The 18,100-nt window shown below is 49.4% G+C and carries 18 protein-coding genes and 1 riboswitch; of the genes, 6 read left to right on the plus strand and 12 right to left on the minus strand.

From position 1 onward, the window contains the following. Positions 1-18 precede the first annotated feature (18 nt). Together ACQ5BJ_RS12625 and ACQ5BJ_RS12630 are read right to left on the minus strand one after the other, a co-directional pair. Positions 19-1,191, minus strand: a complete 1,173-nt coding sequence (locus ACQ5BJ_RS12625) for a YhgE/Pip domain-containing protein (protein WP_430110777.1) — start codon at positions 1,189-1,191, stop codon at positions 19-21. 108 nt (positions 1,192-1,299) lie between these two features. Continuing rightward, the gene (locus tag ACQ5BJ_RS12630) at positions 1,300-1,821 is read right to left on the minus strand and encodes a TetR/AcrR family transcriptional regulator (RefSeq protein ID WP_005544160.1); all 522 of its coding nucleotides are present in this window, start codon (positions 1,819-1,821) and stop codon (positions 1,300-1,302) included. Positions 1,822-2,564: 743 nt separating this feature from the next. On the opposite strand from ACQ5BJ_RS12630, the gene thrS reads away from it, so the two are divergent. From thrS to ACQ5BJ_RS12650, 4 genes are all read left to right on the plus strand, one after another. Continuing rightward, complete coding sequence (gene thrS, locus ACQ5BJ_RS12635) at positions 2,565-4,493, plus strand: threonine--tRNA ligase (protein ID WP_430110775.1); 1,929 nt, start codon at positions 2,565-2,567, stop codon at positions 4,491-4,493. 35 nt (positions 4,494-4,528) lie between these two features. Beyond that, positions 4,529-5,467, plus strand: coding sequence for a GNAT family N-acetyltransferase (locus ACQ5BJ_RS12640; RefSeq protein ID WP_268593909.1), 939 nt, complete (start codon positions 4,529-4,531; stop codon positions 5,465-5,467). A 269-nt stretch (positions 5,468-5,736) separates the two neighbouring features. Beyond that, on the plus strand, positions 5,737-6,324 hold the full coding sequence (locus ACQ5BJ_RS12645; RefSeq protein ID WP_005544156.1) for a YkoP family protein: 588 nt from the start codon (positions 5,737-5,739) through the stop codon (positions 6,322-6,324). Position 6,325: 1 nt separating this feature from the next. Further along, entirely contained in the window at positions 6,326-7,054 is a 729-nt protein-coding gene (locus tag ACQ5BJ_RS12650) for a polysaccharide deacetylase family protein (protein WP_005544154.1), read from the plus strand. 168 nt (positions 7,055-7,222) lie between these two features. Here ACQ5BJ_RS12650 and thiE read toward each other — a convergent pair whose 3' ends face one another. From thiE to ACQ5BJ_RS12700, 10 genes are all read right to left on the minus strand, one after another. Then, positions 7,223-7,885, minus strand: coding sequence for a thiamine phosphate synthase (thiE, locus tag ACQ5BJ_RS12655; RefSeq protein ID WP_005544152.1), 663 nt, complete (start codon positions 7,883-7,885; stop codon positions 7,223-7,225). Next, entirely contained in the window at positions 7,882-8,706 is an 825-nt protein-coding gene (gene thiD, locus ACQ5BJ_RS12660; protein WP_430110771.1) for a bifunctional hydroxymethylpyrimidine kinase/phosphomethylpyrimidine kinase, read from the minus strand. The genes thiE and thiD overlap by 4 nt, the downstream gene beginning before the upstream one ends. Beyond that, positions 8,697-9,542 (minus strand): hydroxyethylthiazole kinase, encoded by an 846-nt coding sequence (gene thiM / locus ACQ5BJ_RS12665; RefSeq protein ID WP_268621951.1) that lies wholly within the window; start codon positions 9,540-9,542, stop codon positions 8,697-8,699. Before thiM ends, thiD begins: the two co-directional genes overlap by 10 nt. Further along, positions 9,539-10,240, minus strand: a complete 702-nt coding sequence (tenA, locus tag ACQ5BJ_RS12670; RefSeq protein ID WP_367667128.1) for a thiaminase II — start codon at positions 10,238-10,240, stop codon at positions 9,539-9,541. The genes thiM and tenA overlap by 4 nt, the downstream gene beginning before the upstream one ends. 130 nt (positions 10,241-10,370) lie before the next feature. Beyond that, a riboswitch (TPP riboswitch) is annotated at positions 10,371-10,474 on the minus strand. An 83-nt stretch (positions 10,475-10,557) separates the two neighbouring features. Beyond that, positions 10,558-11,361 (minus strand): DeoR/GlpR family DNA-binding transcription regulator, encoded by an 804-nt coding sequence (locus tag ACQ5BJ_RS12675; RefSeq protein WP_005544144.1) that lies wholly within the window; start codon positions 11,359-11,361, stop codon positions 10,558-10,560. Next, entirely contained in the window at positions 11,345-12,361 is a 1,017-nt protein-coding gene (locus tag ACQ5BJ_RS12680) for an ABC transporter ATP-binding protein (protein ID WP_430110766.1), read from the minus strand. Before ACQ5BJ_RS12680 ends, ACQ5BJ_RS12675 begins: the two co-directional genes overlap by 17 nt. A 1-nt stretch (position 12,362) precedes the next feature. Continuing rightward, positions 12,363-13,220 (minus strand): ABC transporter permease, encoded by an 858-nt coding sequence (locus ACQ5BJ_RS12685; RefSeq protein WP_005544142.1) that lies wholly within the window; start codon positions 13,218-13,220, stop codon positions 12,363-12,365. Beyond that, on the minus strand, positions 13,217-14,062 hold the full coding sequence (locus ACQ5BJ_RS12690; RefSeq protein WP_005544140.1) for an ABC transporter permease: 846 nt from the start codon (positions 14,060-14,062) through the stop codon (positions 13,217-13,219). Before ACQ5BJ_RS12690 ends, ACQ5BJ_RS12685 begins: the two co-directional genes overlap by 4 nt. Positions 14,063-14,191: 129 nt before the next feature. After that, positions 14,192-15,052 (minus strand): alkaline phosphatase family protein, encoded by an 861-nt coding sequence (locus ACQ5BJ_RS12695; RefSeq protein ID WP_430110762.1) that lies wholly within the window; start codon positions 15,050-15,052, stop codon positions 14,192-14,194. Then, the gene (locus ACQ5BJ_RS12700) at positions 15,042-16,136 is read right to left on the minus strand and encodes an ABC transporter substrate-binding protein (RefSeq protein ID WP_430110759.1); all 1,095 of its coding nucleotides are present in this window, start codon (positions 16,134-16,136) and stop codon (positions 15,042-15,044) included. The genes ACQ5BJ_RS12695 and ACQ5BJ_RS12700 overlap by 11 nt, the downstream gene beginning before the upstream one ends. A gap of 203 nt (positions 16,137-16,339) precedes the next feature. Here ACQ5BJ_RS12700 and ACQ5BJ_RS12705 point away from each other — a divergent pair, with 203 nt between their 5' ends. Together ACQ5BJ_RS12705 and ACQ5BJ_RS12710 are read left to right on the plus strand one after the other, a co-directional pair. After that, complete coding sequence (locus ACQ5BJ_RS12705) at positions 16,340-16,972, plus strand: NAD(P)-dependent oxidoreductase (protein ID WP_430110757.1); 633 nt, start codon at positions 16,340-16,342, stop codon at positions 16,970-16,972. A 117-nt stretch (positions 16,973-17,089) separates the two neighbouring features. Continuing rightward, a complete protein-coding gene (locus ACQ5BJ_RS12710) occupies positions 17,090-18,019 on the plus strand; it encodes a manganese-dependent inorganic pyrophosphatase (protein WP_005544133.1) in 930 nt (309 codons plus the stop codon). Positions 18,020-18,100: the final 81 nt, after the last annotated feature.

Below are 18,100 nucleotides of genomic sequence, written 5' to 3' on the forward strand. Positions count from 1 at the left end.
GACGAGTTTACGTACGGGCTACGACGCCAATTGAGCATGCTCTTTCGGCTTGCGCTTAAGTAACTGTATGCCTCCCACTATAGCGACTGTCAGTAAGATAACAATTGCCAAGATGAGCAAGAGCGAATAGATTGAATTCGTTATGGCTGGACCGCCGTTCACCAAATTCATAATCCCATTGACCGCATAGGTGGCAGGAGAGTAATCACTTATCGTCCGATAGAAGGTCGGCAGCAGCTCGCGCGGCAGCATGGCTCCAGATGTAATCAATTGAATCGACAACAGGGCAATATTGACCCATGCGCCTGCATCACTAAAGATATAAAATGAAAGCTGCACGACATATAAAAATGTAATGACATAGACGAGCTGGAACAGCCACATCAAGGCAACGCCTTGTTCAGAATGAACGCCCATAAGTGTAACCATGCCTGTGCCAACAGTTGTGATCACAATAGAGGCTGTAATAGTAAGCAATGAGCGGGCCGTTAGCAATGTCCAGCAGCCGCATGTCTGCTTGAATGTTTTGGCGGCCTTATTCATTTCCATGGCGAGCAGCATACAGCCGACAAAAGAAGCAAGCAGCATCATCATAGGCACCATCGACCATGAAAAATTAGAGATGGGATGAAGGTTGTTCATATCGGCTACGATGCGCGCAGCCATTGACTCTGAGAGACTATTCGCTTGTATATGTGGAATTTGTGCCTGCTCCAGTACATTAGTCATACCCGTACGAACCGCTTGTTCATTGAGCGAGGCAGTAAGTTGACTTGCGACCGATTGCATCACACTTTTCACCATGCTTGGATTGGATTCATTCACAGAGTAGGTGACGACTGCCTTCTGAGCTGGATCCATCAACTGCTTAGAGAAGTTTGCTGGGATGTGCACGACCATTTGCAGCTTGCGTTCGTTAAGATGTGTCATCGCTTGTTCCATACTGGCTTCCTCCGTCATATGAAAAGGCAGCTTTTCTATCATCGCTTGCACGGCTTGCGTGCCGATCGCTTGATCCTCATTCACAACCGCTATGGCGAGCCGATTCACATTGTCCGTCAAATGATCATATCCCGTCAGCCAGATTAGGCTGAACAACATTTGAAAAATAAGCGCAGTTATCATGCCGATTATGACTGTCGGCGACTTCAATAGGTGAAAATAAGCTGATTTTACAGACATCTTGTTCATGAATACATACACCTCATACCTTTATTTATTTATTTATCAGTCAATAAATATAACACCAAAAAAAAGTGCGACCTCGCAGAGGCGCAGTGAAGCAGGTTCTTATACCGTTTATTGTTTTGGCCACGGTGATAAATTAGGCGCTTCTAGCACCTCTGACATCGTAATAATTAGACCGGAGCCGATGAACATGCTGGCAGCGAACTTGGCATTCGGAATTCCAGCTTGTTCAAAGCGTCGAATGACGGTCTGATGAATTAAGGTGAAATGGTCGCGTACCGCATCTCGCACCGCTGGCTCTGATGTCGTAAATGCCTGCATTGTCACAAGCATCTCGTCGCGATGCGTCTCGATAAGTTTGCCGAAGGCGCGTCCCATCGTCTCCACTAACTGTTCAGGGGGGGCATCCACACTGGAAAAGGCCTCTTCAATTTTCCCCTTAGCGCGTTCGAGAACAGCAATGAATAATTCTTCCTTGGATTTGAAAAAGTGAAACACATAGGGCTGCGTCACACCAGCCGCCTTGGCGACATTAGCGGTTGTAGTTTTGTAAAAACCGTGCTCGGCAAAGGATGCGACAGCGGCGTCAATAATTTGATCCTTGCGAGAGGGAGAGGCTTCTTTTGGCGACATGTCGGTTCAACACCTTACTTGAATTAGTTATTTATTAATCAATAAATTAATGCTTCTCGTACGAATTGTCAAGCGAATATAACAAAAAGGGATGGGTACTTTCAAGCCAAGATCATGGTCTGCCTTAGTCCAAGCAGAATGCCTTTTTAAGGCATGTATTCCCTTCTGTACGTAGTTCATGAAGCCGGAATGCTTCCTCTTTGTAAAATATGGACAATTTACCTGCGACGTTATGCTAGCACAGCCCTATATGCAGATCAATAGGGTTCCTTTGGAAGAGCGAGGGAATTAATTTTTTTAAAATAATATTGACTTTTCTTGCGAAATGTGTGTAACATTATCTCCATATTCATCAGGCGATGACCAAAGACATGATTTCCTGCACGAGCTGTCCAGAGAGAGAAGCGATTGGTGCAAGCTTCTTCAGCTACGGTTGTGAAATTACCCCTTTGCAGCCGTGGTGTTGAACTCAAGAGGCCGCAATTGCGATCCAAGCAGTTGCAAGCGGCGACTTGATAGTAAGCAGCACCGTCCCATCCTCGTTATCGGATGACCAATGAAGGATCTTGCAATTGCAGGGAATGGCGGCTTGGCCCGTTCCAACACACAATGCAGGATTGAATTAGGGTGGAACCACGAGACAGAACGCACTCGTCCCTTACGGGGAGAGATGCGTTTTTTTGCGTTCTCTCAGGGCGGCGTTCTCCATTCAATAACGACTATGAGGAAAGGGAGGCTGAAGCATGGAGATCAAGGTAACATTTCCAGACGAATCGAACAGGAGGTATTTGCAAGGCACGACCATCGAAGAAGTTGCAGCATCGATTAGCACAAGCTTGAAGAAGCAAGCACTTGCCGGAAAAATCGACGGTACGCTCATGGATGTTGACACTGCGATCGAGCATGACAGCCTCATTGAGATCGTCACAGCAGACAGCAAGGATGGTCTTGCCATCATTCGCCACAGCACGGCACATATTTTGGCGCAAGCCATGAAACGCATATATGGAACGGATGCAGTTAAGCTCGGGATTGGACCGGTCATTGAGGATGGCTTTTATTACGATATTGATATTGAAAAGCCATTGTCGACCGAAGACCTTGCGGCCATTGAACAAGAAATGTCCCGCATCATTCAGGAAAACCTGCCGATTCAGCGCGAGGTAGTCAGCCGAGAAGAAGCCATTCGCCTGTTTACAGAATTGAAGGAGCCGTTGAAGCTGGAACTGATTCACGACCTGCCGGAGGATGCGGTCATTCGAATTTACAAGCAGGGGGAATTCCTTGACCTGTGCCGCGGACCCCATGTTCCATCGACTGGGCGCATTAAGGCATTCAAGCTGATGAAGGTGTCTGGCGCATATTGGCGGGGGGATTCGAACAACAAAATGCTGCAGCGCGTATACGGCACAGCTTTTGCAAAGAAGGATCAACTGGATGACTATTTGCATATGCTCGAAGAGGCCAAGAAGCGCGACCACCGCAAGCTTGGAACGGAGCTCGGACTGTTCATGTTCTCTGAAGAGGCGCCGGGCATGCCATTCTACTTGCCGAACGGCATGATCATTCGCACAGAGCTGGAAGATTTCGCGCGCGGGCTTCAGCGAAGACGCGGCTATGACGAAGTTCGCACGCCGCTTATGATGAACAACCGCTTGTGGGAGCAGTCCGGGCATTGGGATCATTACAAGGACAATATGTACTTCACTAAGGTTGACGATACAACATTCGCTCTGAAGCCAATGAACTGCCCGGGACATATGCTGATTTATAAAAATGAAATGCACTCGTATCGCGAGCTTCCGATTCGACTTGGCGAGTTCGGTCAAGTGCATCGTCATGAAATGTCCGGCGCTTTAAATGGCATGCTTCGCGTCCGCACGTTCTGTCAGGATGATGCGCATCTTTTTGTCCGCCCGGATCAGATCGAAGAAGAGATCGGCAAGGTTATGGCGCTGATTGATCATATTTATAACGTATTTGGCTTCGAATACAAAATTGAATTGTCCACGCGGCCAGAGGATTCAATGGGCTCCGAGGAATTATGGAACGAAGCGGAGCGCGCACTGCAAACCGTATTGGATAAGCGCGGTGTCGCATACCGGATCAATGAAGGGGACGGTGCCTTCTATGGGCCGAAAATCGACTTTCATATTTTGGACGCACTCAAGCGGAGCTGGCAATGCGGTACGATTCAGCTCGACTTCCAAATGCCGGAGAAATTCGACCTGTCCTATATTGGAGAGGATAGCCTGAAGCATCGGCCTGTTGTTATTCACCGCGCGGTGTATGGCTCGATTGATCGGTTCATTGGCATATTGACAGAGCATTATGCAGGAGCATTCCCGACATGGCTTGCGCCCGTTCAGGTGGCGGTACTGCCTGTGTCGGATCTTTTCGCCGATTATGCATATCAAGTGAAGGAGTCGCTGGAACAGTCGGGCATTCGTGTGCAAGTGGATGCGCGCAATGAGCGTTTAGGATTCAAAATACGCGAAGCGCAGAAAAGCAAAGTTCCTTACATGCTAATTGTAGGAGAGCAAGAGCAGGCTAGCAGAAGCGTGTCCGTCCGTAAGCGGGGCGAGGGCGATCTAGGAATGCAGCCAATTCAACAAATTGCTGAGTGGATTGAAAAGGAAATAATAGCCAAGGTGTGGAATAAAATCTCATGAATTCGGTATTTTGAACGCGAAGGAGATGAGTAGAGATGAACTTCACAGGCTTGCGAACCTATACCCAAATGAATGATGAACAGCTTAAGGGACTGCGCCGTTTGGAAGGCATATGCAATGAGCATGATCAAATTTTTTTGAAGCTGAATTGGGATATGCTTACTGCACGTACGGATAATCTTGCTAATGACTATGTGTATACGGCTAATGGCGAGATCGTCGGATTCCTTGGGATATTTCAGTTCAGTCCGTCGGAAGTGGAGATTAGCGGGATGGTACATCCCAAGTACCGGCGTCAAGGCATATTCAGTCAGCTTGTCAAGGAAGCGAAGCAGGAGTGCAGGAAACGCCGAGTGGAGAAGCTTATTTTTATCTGTGCTCGTTCTGCCCAATCTGGGAAGGGATTTTTGGAGAGCATTGGGTCGAAGTACAGCTTCGCCGAATACTGGATGAAGCTTGACGGTGGGAAGGAGCTTAACAGCGATTTCGCTGCCTGCTCAGCGCCACTTCGTTTACGATCGGCGGAAGCGGATGACGTAGATATGCTGATTAAGGTGAACATGGATGGCTTTGATTTGAAGGAAGAAGAAGCAAGAGGGTACGTAGAAGGTACGTTGAGCTCTTCTGTTGATCGCATTCATGTTATCGAGATTCAGCAGGACAATGGGGAAGGGCTGCCAATCGGAAAAATTCATGTGATGCAGGAGGAAGGCAATGCATTTCTGTTCGGCTTCAGTATTCTGTCTGAGCATCGAGGCAAAGGATACGGCCGTTGGGTGCTGGAGAGCATGATTCGGCATATTCGGGAGCATCAGCCGTCCGCCATGATCGAATTAGAGGTTGCAGTCGAGAATGATAGGGCGCTTGGGTTATATACGTCTTGCGGCTTCCAAGTGCGCAATGTGAACGACTATTACGTATTAGAGCTGGCGTCCGAGCCGGCCGAACGGTCGTCAGATAGCTGCATGGTTTAGGAGTCTATTACATGTAAGAATAAATCGGATGATCCAAAGAGTATCCGTCCAGCTAATGAATACGGAAGAAAAAGCAGTGTGGCACAGAAATTGAAGTGCTGCACTGTTTTTTTGTTGTCTAATGAGAAAAATTGGCAGGTATTATTCTTTGCTCGTGTTGTCTATTTAAGGAACTTGTAAGAATGGGGTAAGAAAAAAGAGAATTCTGCCATGTACGATGTAATCAAGACAAAGAAATGAATTTTCTTATAGGAAGGATTTGATTGTGCATGATATCCGCCTTGGGCAACAAGATGCTGCAATCGCTGTGGATGACATGGGAGGCTGTATTCGAAATGATTACTCCTCTGCGGAGCGTATATCAGTCTCAGTACGGAATATGCAAAATTGTCGTTCGAACACATCGGGGCTCCTCTATTCGCTGTGAGGATGGAACCTGTATTCATAAAGGGGATTATGTCTGTGAGATCCATCTTGATAATCGGGAGGTGCTGGAGCTGTCACGTACGGTAGGTGCGGATCGTGCAGCACTTGTTACGGCGCGCAGGCTGCGCGATGCGCTGAAGCATATCGGCCATGCGGTTGACACGAAACCCGAATTAGCGAAGGTGAGGGCGCTGACGGGGATCACTCTGCTTCATCGCGGCATTATTCATGGGTTAGGCTTCGAGCTGCATCCATTGGAAACGAAGTGGATGAATCAAGTATCCACCATATATCTGCGCTTGCTGCTGCGCATGCTCAACCCGGATGGCGCCAAGCGGCTGAAGCAGCAGCGTTCCAAGCTTGTGCCGAAGATGCTTATGATGACAAGGGGAGCTCTTGTGAATCGATATGCGAGTGGAGGGAAGGTGTAACATGGATAATATCATAGCTGGGGTTCTATTATTAGTAATCATCATATATATGGGGCTTCCTTTTTTGCTGACTCGAATATGCGGCTGGGGCGTATTCCGCAAGGCGAGACGGAAGCGGGCACGTCGACATATTGCATTTACGTTCGATGATGGTCCTGATCCGGACTATACGCCAGAGCTGTTGGACTTGCTGCGCGAACGGGGCGTGAAAGCAACCTTTTTCGTTCTGGGCAGCAAGGCGGAAAAGTATCCGGAGCTCGTAAAACGCATGCACGAGGAAGGCCATCAGATAGGCATTCACAATTATACGCATATGCCAAACTGGATTATGAGTCCACGAAACATTCGGCGTGAGCATGTGGAGCGTTCTGCGGATATTATCGAACGCATTACAGGCGAGCGCCCAACCTTCTATCGCCCGCCGTGGGGGATATTGAATATCGGAGATTTGTTCCTGCTGCGCAAATCTTATCGGGTTGTGCTGTGGTCGATTATTGCGCGGGATTGGAAGCTGGATACAGGGAAACGCAACTTGCGCAAGCTGCTTTCCGAACGCATCGAGCCAGGTGCGGTCATTGTGCTGCATGATAGCGGCGATACATTTGGCGCTGACAGGGAGGCACCCAAGCAAATGATCACGGTGCTGCGAGAAGTGTTATCCGAGACGAATCAACGTGGATTGAAATGTGTGCGCACGGATGAGTTACTGAAGCTTGAGCATGCAATGTAGAAGGGACGGGATTAAAGGCAGTAAAGTCAAAAAGCAAAAAGAATCCGCCTACCAGCGGATTCTTTTGCTTTTATTCGTAGAAAATACTAAAAAATCGGTTCAATATCGATTCGTTTCATGGACTTACTGGAGATTAAAAATGGTTCGGCAAACTTTCTCGTAATCGAGTCAGCCAGTTGCCCTAGAAGCTAATATTTTGGCGGCTTGATATATATTTTCCGCATGGGTAATGGCAGAGATGACCGCGACCCCATCTGCACCTGCTTGTATTACATGTGGCGCACGGTCTGCCGTTATGCCGCCAATGGCTACGATCGGCATGGATGTTAGCTTTGTTAGCCGCTGAATGATTTCAGTGCCCTGCGGCTGCTGTGCATCTTCTTTGGAAGCAGTCGGATAAATCGGCCCTACGCCAAGATAATCGGCGCCCAGTTCTTCTGCCAGCCGAGCCTCGGCTGTAGAATGAACGGATACACCGAGGATTTTGTCGCCGATACGTTCCCTGACTTGGGCCGCAGGCTCGTCGTCCTGACCGATATGAACTCCGTCCGCATTCAAGGCAAGTGCCAGTTCCACATCATCGTTGACGATGAAGGGGACGCCGTGCCTTCTGCATATCGCCTGGATACGTCTTGCAAGATCTTCCTTTGCCGCAAGCCTCGCCGCCTTAGAGCCTTTTTCCCGGAACTGTATCATCGTTGCTCCTCCGCGTATGGCTTCCTCGACAACCGATGCCGGGTCTGTCTTGCAATTGGAGCTGCCGAGCACGAGGTACAGCCGCAAATAGGAACGCATGCGGCCTTCGTCAATACGGCTTTCTATACTTGTCATCTGACCACCCCATCCTTCTGCCGCTGCCGATATGCCCAGTGGTTTGTCGGGCCGTTGCCGCCGCCAAGACTAAGCGTCTCCTCTATTGCTGCCTGAATATAATGACGCGCAGTACGAACCGCTTCGTTGGGAGCAGCGCCTTTCGCGAGCTCTGCCGCAATAGCTGCCGAATAGGTGCATCCCGTGCCATGAGTATGCTTGGTCGTGATTCTCCGGTCTTCCAGCATTGTAAAGCAAGTCCCGTCAAAGAACAGGTCAACGGCAAGCTCGGTAGTCATGTCATGGCCGCCCTTGATGACGACCATTTTGGCGCCCCAATCGGCAATTTTCGTTGCGGCCTCGCACCGATCTTGCAGGGACACAATCTTCATTCCCGCAAGCGCTTCTGCCTCCGGGATGTTCGGGGTGACAATCAGCGCGAGCGGCAGCAGGCGGCTCTTCATGGCCTCAATGGCCTCTTTCTCGAGCAACTGCGCGCCTCCCTTGGCAATCATGACCGGGTCGACGACAACGTTGTTCCAGCCGAATGCTTCAAGACGATTCGCCACGGTCTCAATGATGTCTGCGCTGAACAGCATGCCTGTTTTGACAGCATCAACACCGATATCTTCTTCGACGGCGTTCATTTGTTCGGCAACGGCTTCAGGAGGCAGCGGGTACACACCATGAACGCCGAGCGTGTTCTGTACCGTCACGGCCGTAATCGCTGACATGCCGAATACATTTAGCTCTTGAAATGTCTTGATGTCGGCTTGAATGCCGGCGCCTCCTCCGCTATCAGAGCCGGCAATCGTCAATGCTCGTGCAACCGTCATAGCCATACCTTCCTTCTTGCAGCAGCTTGGCGAGGGGTGATAGTCGAGGCTGCCGTATCGAACTGGCCGATTTCAGACAATGCATCAAGAAATGCGGTCTGGAAGCTGCCGGGCCCTCGGTGGCCAGCCGTTCGATAGGCTCTTGCGGCTGCGCACCCATAATAAGACATCGCTGAGGCTCCTGCCAGCAATAAATCAGATTCTATCGCGGCAAATGCCCCGATTACAGATGTCAGCAGACACCCGCTTCCCGTTATGCTCGTTAACATCGGATGACCGCCCGCAATGATGTAGCCCGTTGTACCGTCCGTAATGACGTCCTCTTTTCCCGAAATGGCAACGATTGTGCCAAACCGCTCGGCTGCCCGCGCAGCAAGATCGAACAACGCTTCCGGGGTGCGAGGGGATGCTTGGGACTCTACGCAATCAACGCCCTTGATTGCGCCGGCTTCACCCATTAGCTGGGCAATTTCCGCGGCGTTGCCGCGCACGATCGAGACGCGCAATTCTTTTAACATGTTCAGCGCTGCCTTCGTCCGATAAGGCGTTGCGCCTGCACCTACCGGATCGAGAAGAACCGGAATGCCGTGCACATTCGCCGATCGACCTGCGATAAGCATAGCTTCTATCATATCTGCATGGAGTGTACCAAGGTTCAGCACGAGCGCGTCTGCTGCCTTAGCCATGTCCGCGACCTCTTCCTTGGCCGAAGCCATCACAGGGGAGGCGCCAATGGCAAGCAAACCGTTGGCGGCAAAGTTGGCGACGACAATATTCGTAATATTATGGATGAGGGGGCGTCGTTCCTTAATGCGCAGGGGGAGGAGCTGCATGCCGTTCATCCTTGCTTCACCTCTGCCTTCTCCGCCAAGCGTACCGGCCAGTCCTCTTCTTTATAAGCCATGTCCCAGAACATATATTCCAGTTGGCAACTGGTCAGAAAATGCTTTTTCAGCTGCTGCTTGCGTGCTGGTGAAAACGGCATTACCCATTCATCCAGCATGCGGCGCATCTTGTCCGTAATCCCGCTGCCGAGGTCTCCATAGAAATGAATCCACTCATAGAACGGATGTGTCTCATCCGGATTCACTTCTTTTAGCAAGTGTTGTCCAATCTCCACATATGTCCAAGGGCACGGCAGCAAAGCTGCTATAATATCTTCCAATGTGCCCTCGTGAGCGACGGTCAGCATATGGGACACATAATGGCTTGCGGATGGAGCAAGCGGGTAGCCTTGGAGTTCTTCGAACGTCACGCCTGCCACGTCGCAAAAATTACGATGGGGGTGTGTCTCGCTGTTCAGCACAAACGAAATTTGCTCGTTGAAAAGAGCCATAGTATCACGGTTGTCGCATTTGGAAATCGCAATGCCATAAATACGAATAAAGGCGTTCAAATATTCAAAATCCTGCTTGACGTAGTGGATCAACTGCTCTTTCTTAACCGTACCCTCAGCAATTCCCCGAACGAACGGATGCTCCATGATTGCCCGGTATATCGGCTCCGCTTCGTTTCTCAGTTCCTCCGTAAATGTAAGCATGAACAGCACCTCCGCATGATTGGATAGTGGATGAATGCAAACTGAAATCTGGACAGGGAGCACTTCGCGGCAGCAAAAAAAGCCGCCCCGAAATGGAGCGGCTTCATCATGTCAGCATAAAAAAGCTATGAACTGGCCGTCTCCACTTCCCTCCGCCGGTATTACCCGGATCAGGTTCAAAGGGTCCAAAAATTCTTGTCTCAGCCGCCGATTGCGGCTCCCCTAGTGGATTTCATATTAAATTCATCTACTAGTTACTGTATCTTCCATTTTATATTTTGTCAAATGATGGGCTGTGTGAATGGTGCAAGTTCCCGTTAACTGCTAGTTATGGAGGAAGAGAGGGGTGCTGCTGCTATCCATTCAATATTCACGTTATCGCGTCTCCAATTGTTCGGCATGGGGTGATCGCAAATGACAGCCGTTGCTTGGTTCAAGTCGCAAATTCGGCATAACTGATTGACTCCCAGTTTCGTATGGTCGCCAAGCACGTATACGTACTTGGATTGTTGAATCATTAGGGTCGAGCAAAACGACTCTTCCATGTCATAATCGCTAATTCCCGCAGGGGTAATGCCTGCGCAAGAGATGAATGCTTTATCAAAATGAAATCGTGTCAACAACTCGCAGGTCATAGCTCCGGCAATCGACTTCTGCTCGGGATGAGCGACACCCCCAAGCATGATGACCTTGCCTTCAAATAACTTGGCTTCCTGTCGCTCCATAAGCAGCTCCGCGGCAGGTATGGAGTTCGTCACGACGGTGACGCCGACGACTCCTCGAATTGCCCGCACAAGCTCGATCATCGTCGTGCCTACATCAATGACAATCGTATCTCCGTCTTGAATGAGTGCGGCGGCAGCTTCCCCGATAGCTCTTTTCGCCGCTTGCTCCATACTGCTCTTTTTACCGAATCGAGGCTCTATCTGCATATGGGAAAAGGCAATGGCCCCGCCGTATACTCGTTTGAGCATTTGCTTCGTTTCGAGCTCGTCAAGATCTCGTCGTATTGTTTCTGGCGTGACCTCCAAGCTGCTGGCCAAGGAAGCAACCTGTATTTTGCCATGCCGCTGTAGCTGCTGCAAAATATGCTGTCTACGTTCTTCAGGCAGTAGCGTCATGAAGCGGAATCACGTCCTTCGGATGCAGATACACCGTCGTTGTCGCACCTACGCTGATCCAATCGGAATTCCGATGAATTTGATCGATGACGACATGCTCTCCATGCACGCATAATTCCATGCGCATAATATTGCCAAGCATCGTCACGTTGCGCACGATTCCCGTTACGGCCAACCCGCCAACGAGCGGCTGCCCGGAGAACGTCTCAGGTCGAATCGCATACAGCTTGCTGCCTGAAAGGCTGTACTCCGGTGCAATCTGTCCCAGCGTTTTGGCACTCCATACGTTGTAGCTGCCGATAAAGCGTGCTACGAACTCGCTGCTCGGTTGCGTATAGATCTCTTGCGGAGAACCGTGCTGCGCAATATTTCCTGCATTCATGATGTAAATATGATCGCTTACCGCCATCGCTTCTTCTTGGTCATGCGTAACGAGCACAGTCGTCATATTCAGCTCGCGCTGAATGGAACGAAGCTGTTGCTGCAGGTTTTTGCGAATTTGGGCGTCCAAGGCACTAAGCGGTTCATCCAGCAGAAGTAACTTAGGCTTGGTAACGAGTGAGCGGGCAAGTGCGACACGCTGCTGTTGTCCGCCAGAGAGCTCGCGCGGGAAAGACTTCTCTTTGCCTTGCAGTCCGGTCAGTTCAAGCATTTCGCCAACTGAACGGCGGATTTCATCAAGCGGCATTTTCTTCATCGTTAAGCCGAATGCGATATTATCAGATACCGTCATATTCGGGAACAGAGCGTAAGACTGGAACACCATGCCGATTTCCCGATCCTTTGGCTCGACAGCGGTGACATCCTTGCCGTCGATATGAATTGTTCCGCTATCCAATGGGGCTAGTCCGGACAGGATGCGCAGCAGTGTACTTTTACCGCAGCCGCTAGGGCCAAGCAGGGTAACCAATTCACCTTTTTGAATATGCAGGTTGATGCTGTTCAGCACCTTTTGTTTATTGAATGTCTTGGCAACTTGGTTCATCTGTACATAGCTCATTTTAGGAAGCCTCCTTGCTTATCATAGCTGGGGTAGTCGGAACGGGATTATTGAAGGTATCTTCAACTGGCTCTGCGAATGGCTTGGATGTCCGCCCGGTCAGCTTTACGATCCATGCGCTCAATATGGCCATCAGAATGAAATAGGTAACAGTAATGGCGCTTGCAATATGTCCGCTCTTGTTGAGCTGAGCATATAAATAGAGCTGCATCGTCTCAAAACGTCCGCCAACCAATATGTTAATGAGGACGAACTCTCCAAACAGAATCGAGAAGGAGAGGAGCGCGGATACGAGAATGCCTGGCATAATGTTCGGCACGATGACGCGCAGAAATGCCGTCATTCGACTTGCTCCCAGCAGCTCTGCTGCTTCCATCAACGATTCGGCCTGAACAGCGCGCAGGCTGTTGCGTGTTCCTTGGTACATGAACGGCAGCATGCCGACGACATAGGCTCCGAAGACGATGATGATCATGGAGAAGCCTTTGTCCGAGTAAGCGCGAATCAAGCCGACGGCCATAATGACACCGGGAACCGCATAGGTGAGCATGACAAGCGTCTGCACCCAACGCTCCAACTTCGGTGCATATAAGGAAATGGCGAACGTAGCCGGCACGATGACGATAACCGCTGTCAAGGTAGCTGCACTGCTTAGCATCAGGGATCGTCCGAACGCCTCCATAAAGCGGGTATCCTGGAACAGTTCGCCGAACCATTTCAGCGTTAACCCTTCGGGCAAAATCGTTTGATTCCATGTCGTCGCGAGCGAATACAGCATGGTGGCAATGACCGGAATGAACAGATAGAGCAATACTGCGGAAAAGGCGAGTGTTGGCAAAGAGCGAGTCAGTCGTTTCATGGCAAATCCCTCCGAACTTTGCGCGTCAGCCATTCATTGACGAGCATGGCGGCTAGCAGCGTCAAGCCTAGCAGCACGCCCAAAGCGCTCCCTAGCTCTGGACGGGCGAAAATATCTCCCGACACGAGAGCGCCGATACGAACAGGCACAAGGTTGTAGTTGCTGCCTGTCAGGGCATAGGCAGATGCATATGCACCCATCGCATTCGCGAACAAGATACTAAATGTGCCTGCGATCCCTGGCAGAAGTACTGGCAGACCAATGCGTTTCCAAAATTGAAACGGCGAAGCGCCCAGCAGTGAAGCAGCTTCCTTCCAGTTGTCTTGAATGGCATGGTACAACGGGTAGAGCAGCATAATGGCCAGCGGAAGCTGGAAATACACATAAATAATCGTCAATCCAGACCATGAATACAGGTTGAACGTAGCCGTCATATCAATGCCGAACTGGCGGAACAGCATCGTGAACAGACCACTGTTGCCAAGAAGCACGATGAAGGCGAAGGCAAGCGGGATGCCTGCGAAGTTCGATGTTAAGTTCGTAATGACGAGCAGTCGTTCCTGCACGCGCTGCGGAAAGCGAGTAAGGGCGTATGCGGCAAATATAGCCGCAATGATGCCGATGAAGCTGGACAGCAGGGAAATGAGAATACTGTTCTCAAATGCCTTCCAGTAATACGGATTCGTGAATAGTTCCTTGTATTGATTAAACGTAAATGCCCCGCCGCCGTCTTCCTGAAAGCTTCCAGAAATCATCGTAAAGAGTGGGACGAACATGAACAGCGCCACAAAGATGAATAACGGGATAATCGTGATGTACAGCATGCTGTTAATCCGTTTCATGTACGTGCTCCTTTCCTGTAACGTTATTTCCTAAGTCACACCGTGATAAAAAACTCCTATCGAGGTAACTCTTGGTGAGCGACCGCGTCTCTCAAGGTATGTTTTTTTCCATTCCAGAAAGGCGCCTCCTTATGGAGACGCCGGCCTGAACTCCAGCATAGACAGCGGCTGCATCGCTTCAGATGGAGCGATGCCGAGCAAGCGGCAGGCGAGCGGCGCCAGTTGCAATTGAGGTATTTCCTGTTCATAAATGCCAGGTGTAATCTTGCCGCTAATGACGAACAGTGGAACATGCCGCTCTGCATCTGTTGTGCCGCCATGATTCCCATCATTGTTCATGCCATGGTCAGCAGTGACGATGATCTGATAGCCTGCGCCCGTCCAAGCTGGCAGCACAGACGCCAGAATAATATCTGCCGCCAGTGCGCGAGTGCGGTATTGAGCAGAATCTCCTGTGAACTTATGCCCGTCATCGTCAATGTTCATCGAATGGACGTACAAGAAGTCTGGAGCGTACTGCGTGAGCAAAAAGTTCGCGTCCGCGAACAGATGCGAGTCTGGATAGTAATCCTCAAAATAGAAGATTCCGTGCTGAATCGGCTTGTCGGTATTCAATTGTATGCGATCCGCTACCAGATGGAACGGAGCAGAGTTGTACAGCTCGCTTACCCAATAATAAGAGGCGGTCGCATTTGTCAGTCCATTTTCCCGGGTTAAATGGAACAAGCTGCGTTCGTGCGATAATCGCACGGTTTGATTCGTAGCAATGCCGTGGCGCCATACCGGAGTGCCGGTCATCAGAACCTCGTACAGCGGGCGGGACAGGCTCGGCAGCTCGGAGCGCACTTTATAGCGCGCCGCCTTGCCGTATTCCACCAAGTGTTGCATGTATCCCATTTGCGTGAGAGCTGTATCATAGCGTAAGCCATCCAGCATGATGAAGATGAGCTTGTTGTCATGCTGCACGTTGTTCATGCTGTTATTTGACATGGATGAGCACCTGCTCTTGCCATAACTGCGGCAGCTTCTTCGTTGTCTCTTCCCATGCCTTCAGATCTTTTACAGGCTTAGCGTTGTTGTACATTTCATCTGGAAGAAGCATTGCTTTCGCATCGTCTGCGAGTTTCGCATTGGAGCGGATTGGACGAGCATAGCCGCGAGCCAGGTTGGATTGTCCTTCGTCAGACAAGATGTATTCACGCGCCAGCATTGCTGCATGCGGGTGTTTCGAATACTTGTTAATGACGGTCGCATAGCCGCTCGTTGCAGAGGCTTCTTGTGGAATGACAACCTCGAAGCGATTCTTGTCAATTTTGTCACGGTAGCCTAAGGCGTTGAAGTCCCACAGGAATCCGACTTCAACTTCCCCTTTTTCCAGGTTAGCAAGTCCTGCATCATTGGAAGCGAGGCGGCCTTGCTTCGCCAGCTCAGCGAAGAAGTCGATGCCTGGTTGAATGTTCGTTTCATCACCGCCGAATGCGTATGCAGCAGCGAGAACTGCGAATTGTGCCTGGTTCGCCTTCATGACATCCCCAACAGCGACCTTGAATGTTCCATTTTTTATGTCAGCCCAAGATTTCGGCGGATTTTTTACTTTGTTCTTATCTGTGATGATGGACAATGTTCCCGTGTAGCCGAGCAGCCAATGACCTTCATCATCCTTGGCCCAGTCCGGAATGTCGTTCCAGTAGGACGTTTTATAGGGCAGCGTGAGTCCCTTTTGCTTCGCAAGCGGTCCGAACGCGATGCCGACATCGCCAATATCAGCGGTTGCGTCCTCCTTCTCTGACTCGAACTTCGCCAACTCTTCAGCACTGGACATATCCGTATCGATATGTTTCAAGCTATATTTCCTTCCTAAATCGTTCCACGTTTGCACCCAGTTCGCCCAAGTGTCAGGCATGCCCACCGAGTTGACTTGCCCCTCTTGTTTTGCCTTCTCCACAATTTGATCCAAGGTCAACTTGGAAGCGTCGATTACTTCAATCGCAGCTTGTCCAGATGAGCAGCCCGTAAGTAAAAATGCGGAAGCAAGTACCGTTGCTGTCCATTTCATGAAACGATGAGTTCGCATGAGTTCATGACTCCTTTTTCAATTAGTTTTCATTTTGGTTTCCTTCCGTTTACGTCTCTAATCATAAACAAACAAAGTTAAACCAACATCAAGCGGTTGATAAGGTATTGTAAAGGGTTGCAGGAAAGTGCTTCCTTTTAACCATAAAACCGTACTATAGAATGAATGTTTCTATGAAGCTACCAGAACAGGAGAGAAGAATATTGTCTAGGCAAACGCTTGCGATTATTGGAGGAACAGGGACAGTAGGAAGGCATGTAGCTGCAACCGCAATTGAACATGGATTTTCAGTACGTATTTTGGCACGCCGTCCGGAGCGAGTCCAATTGAAATCAGCGAACGCGATTATAGTAGAAGGAAATGCATCAGATAAAGCTGCCATTCGTTCTCTTTTAGAGGGAACGGATGGGGTTATTAATGCATTTGGACAGCCGATGCGAGACAAGCCGATTTATAGTGAAGTGACCAAGAAAGTGGTAGAGATAATGAATGAATTAGGTATTCGTAGATATATTGGGGTTACAGGGGGATCGCTTGATATCGAAGGAGACCGCAAATCGTGGATGAATCGAATCGGTGCACGCTTGTTCCGTCTATTCTACGGCGATATGATTCGGGATAAGCAGCGGGAGCTGGACATTTTACGTGCATATGAGTTGGATTGGACGCTTGTACGGCTGCCATTCGTGCACGAAGGTGATGTCAATAAGCCGGTGAAGGTTAGTCCTTATGATATGCCGGGGATGAGAATCTCAAATCATCGCATTGCTCAATTTCTAGTGGATCAAATAAAAGACGCAGCATATCTACGCCAAACCCCATTTATTTCGCAATGATATTCCTACTAATGGAATGGGATTTTACCAACATTTGCGGTATAATCTTGATTGAACAAGATGATCTACGTTATACTTTTCTCACTACAAATATCGTGTATAAAGGGAGTTAGCGAAATGGAAAAGGTACTTATTTTCGGACATAAAAATCCAGACACAGATACGATTTGCTCCGCAATTGCATATGCAGACTTGAAAACACAATTGGGCTTTAACGTTGAACCCGTCCGTCTTGGTAGTGTGAACGGAGAAACACAATTTGCATTGGATACATTCCAAGCAGAAGCGCCACGTTTGGTAGAAACAGTAGCAAATGAAGCAAAAGGCGTTATCCTCGTTGACCACAATGAGCGCCAGCAAAGCGCAAATGATATCGAGCAAGTGGAAGTGCTTGAGGTTATCGACCACCACCGCATTGCGAATTTTGAAACAAGCGGTCCTTTGTACTACCGTGCTGAGCCTGTTGGATGCACAGCGACAATCTTGAACAAGATGTACAAAGAAAACGGCAAAACAATCAGCAAGAACATTGCTGGTTTGATGTTGTCTGCAATTATTTCCGACTCCTTACTGTTCAAGTCCCCGACTTGCACGGATCAAGACGTAGCCGCTGCTCGCGAATTGGCTGAAATTGCAGGCGTGGATGCAGAGAAGTATGGCTTGGACATGCTGAAAGCAGGCGCGGACTTGAGCAAGAAAACAATTGCAGAGCTGATCTCCCTTGATGCGAAGGAGTTCTCCATGGGTAGCTCCAAGGTTGAAATTGCGCAAGTCAATGCGGTTGATGTGAACGACGTATTGTCCCGCCAAGCTGAATTGGAAGCAGCTTTGTCTGATATCATTGCAACAAAAGGACTTGACCTGTTCGTATTCGTTGTAACCGATATCTTGAACAGTGATTCCGTAGCGCTTGCGCTTGGTTCCAAATCAGAGGCGGTTGAAAAAGCGTACAATGTTTCGTTGGAAAATAACACAGCTTTGCTGAAGGGCGTTGTTTCCCGTAAGAAACAAATCGTTCCGATACTGACAGATACACTTAGCAAATAATAATATTCGCAGCAGATGAGCTTCTCTGTGTCAGACGACTGTTTCCTTTTGTAAGGGGCAGTCGTCTTTTTATTTTGATTA

It is taken from the genome of Paenibacillus sp. B1-35 (genome assembly GCF_050474385.1).
Taxonomy (GTDB): Bacteria; Bacillota; Bacilli; order Paenibacillales; family Paenibacillaceae; genus Paenibacillus_B; species Paenibacillus_B alvei.

Excerpts from the sequence above, each read along its gene's own strand:
- ACQ5BJ_RS12625 (WP_430110777.1), bottom strand. The coding sequence starts at position 1,191 with ATGAACAAGATGTCTGTAAAATCAGCTTATTTTCACCTATTGAAGTCG.
- ACQ5BJ_RS12630 (WP_005544160.1), bottom strand. The coding sequence starts at position 1,821 with ATGTCGCCAAAAGAAGCCTCTCCCTCTCGCAAGGATCAAATTATTGAC.
- thrS (WP_430110775.1), top strand. The coding sequence starts at position 2,565 with ATGGAGATCAAGGTAACATTTCCAGACGAATCGAACAGGAGGTATTTG.
- ACQ5BJ_RS12640 (WP_268593909.1), top strand. The coding sequence starts at position 4,529 with ATGAACTTCACAGGCTTGCGAACCTATACCCAAATGAATGATGAACAG.
- ACQ5BJ_RS12645 (WP_005544156.1), top strand. The coding sequence starts at position 5,737 with ATGATATCCGCCTTGGGCAACAAGATGCTGCAATCGCTGTGGATGACA.
- ACQ5BJ_RS12650 (WP_005544154.1), top strand. The coding sequence starts at position 6,326 with ATGGATAATATCATAGCTGGGGTTCTATTATTAGTAATCATCATATAT.
- thiE (WP_005544152.1), bottom strand. The coding sequence starts at position 7,885 with ATGACAAGTATAGAAAGCCGTATTGACGAAGGCCGCATGCGTTCCTAT.
- thiD (WP_430110771.1), bottom strand. The coding sequence starts at position 8,706 with ATGGCTATGACGGTTGCACGAGCATTGACGATTGCCGGCTCTGATAGC.
- thiM (WP_268621951.1), bottom strand. The coding sequence starts at position 9,542 with ATGAACGGCATGCAGCTCCTCCCCCTGCGCATTAAGGAACGACGCCCC.
- tenA (WP_367667128.1), bottom strand. The coding sequence starts at position 10,240 with ATGCTTACATTTACGGAGGAACTGAGAAACGAAGCGGAGCCGATATAC.
- ACQ5BJ_RS12675 (WP_005544144.1), bottom strand. The coding sequence starts at position 11,361 with ATGACGCTACTGCCTGAAGAACGTAGACAGCATATTTTGCAGCAGCTA.
- ACQ5BJ_RS12680 (WP_430110766.1), bottom strand. The coding sequence starts at position 12,361 with ATGAGCTATGTACAGATGAACCAAGTTGCCAAGACATTCAATAAACAA.
- ACQ5BJ_RS12685 (WP_005544142.1), bottom strand. The coding sequence starts at position 13,220 with ATGAAACGACTGACTCGCTCTTTGCCAACACTCGCCTTTTCCGCAGTA.
- ACQ5BJ_RS12690 (WP_005544140.1), bottom strand. The coding sequence starts at position 14,062 with ATGAAACGGATTAACAGCATGCTGTACATCACGATTATCCCGTTATTC.
- ACQ5BJ_RS12695 (WP_430110762.1), bottom strand. The coding sequence starts at position 15,052 with ATGTCAAATAACAGCATGAACAACGTGCAGCATGACAACAAGCTCATC.
- ACQ5BJ_RS12700 (WP_430110759.1), bottom strand. The coding sequence starts at position 16,136 with ATGCGAACTCATCGTTTCATGAAATGGACAGCAACGGTACTTGCTTCC.
- ACQ5BJ_RS12710 (WP_005544133.1), top strand. The coding sequence starts at position 17,090 with ATGGAAAAGGTACTTATTTTCGGACATAAAAATCCAGACACAGATACG.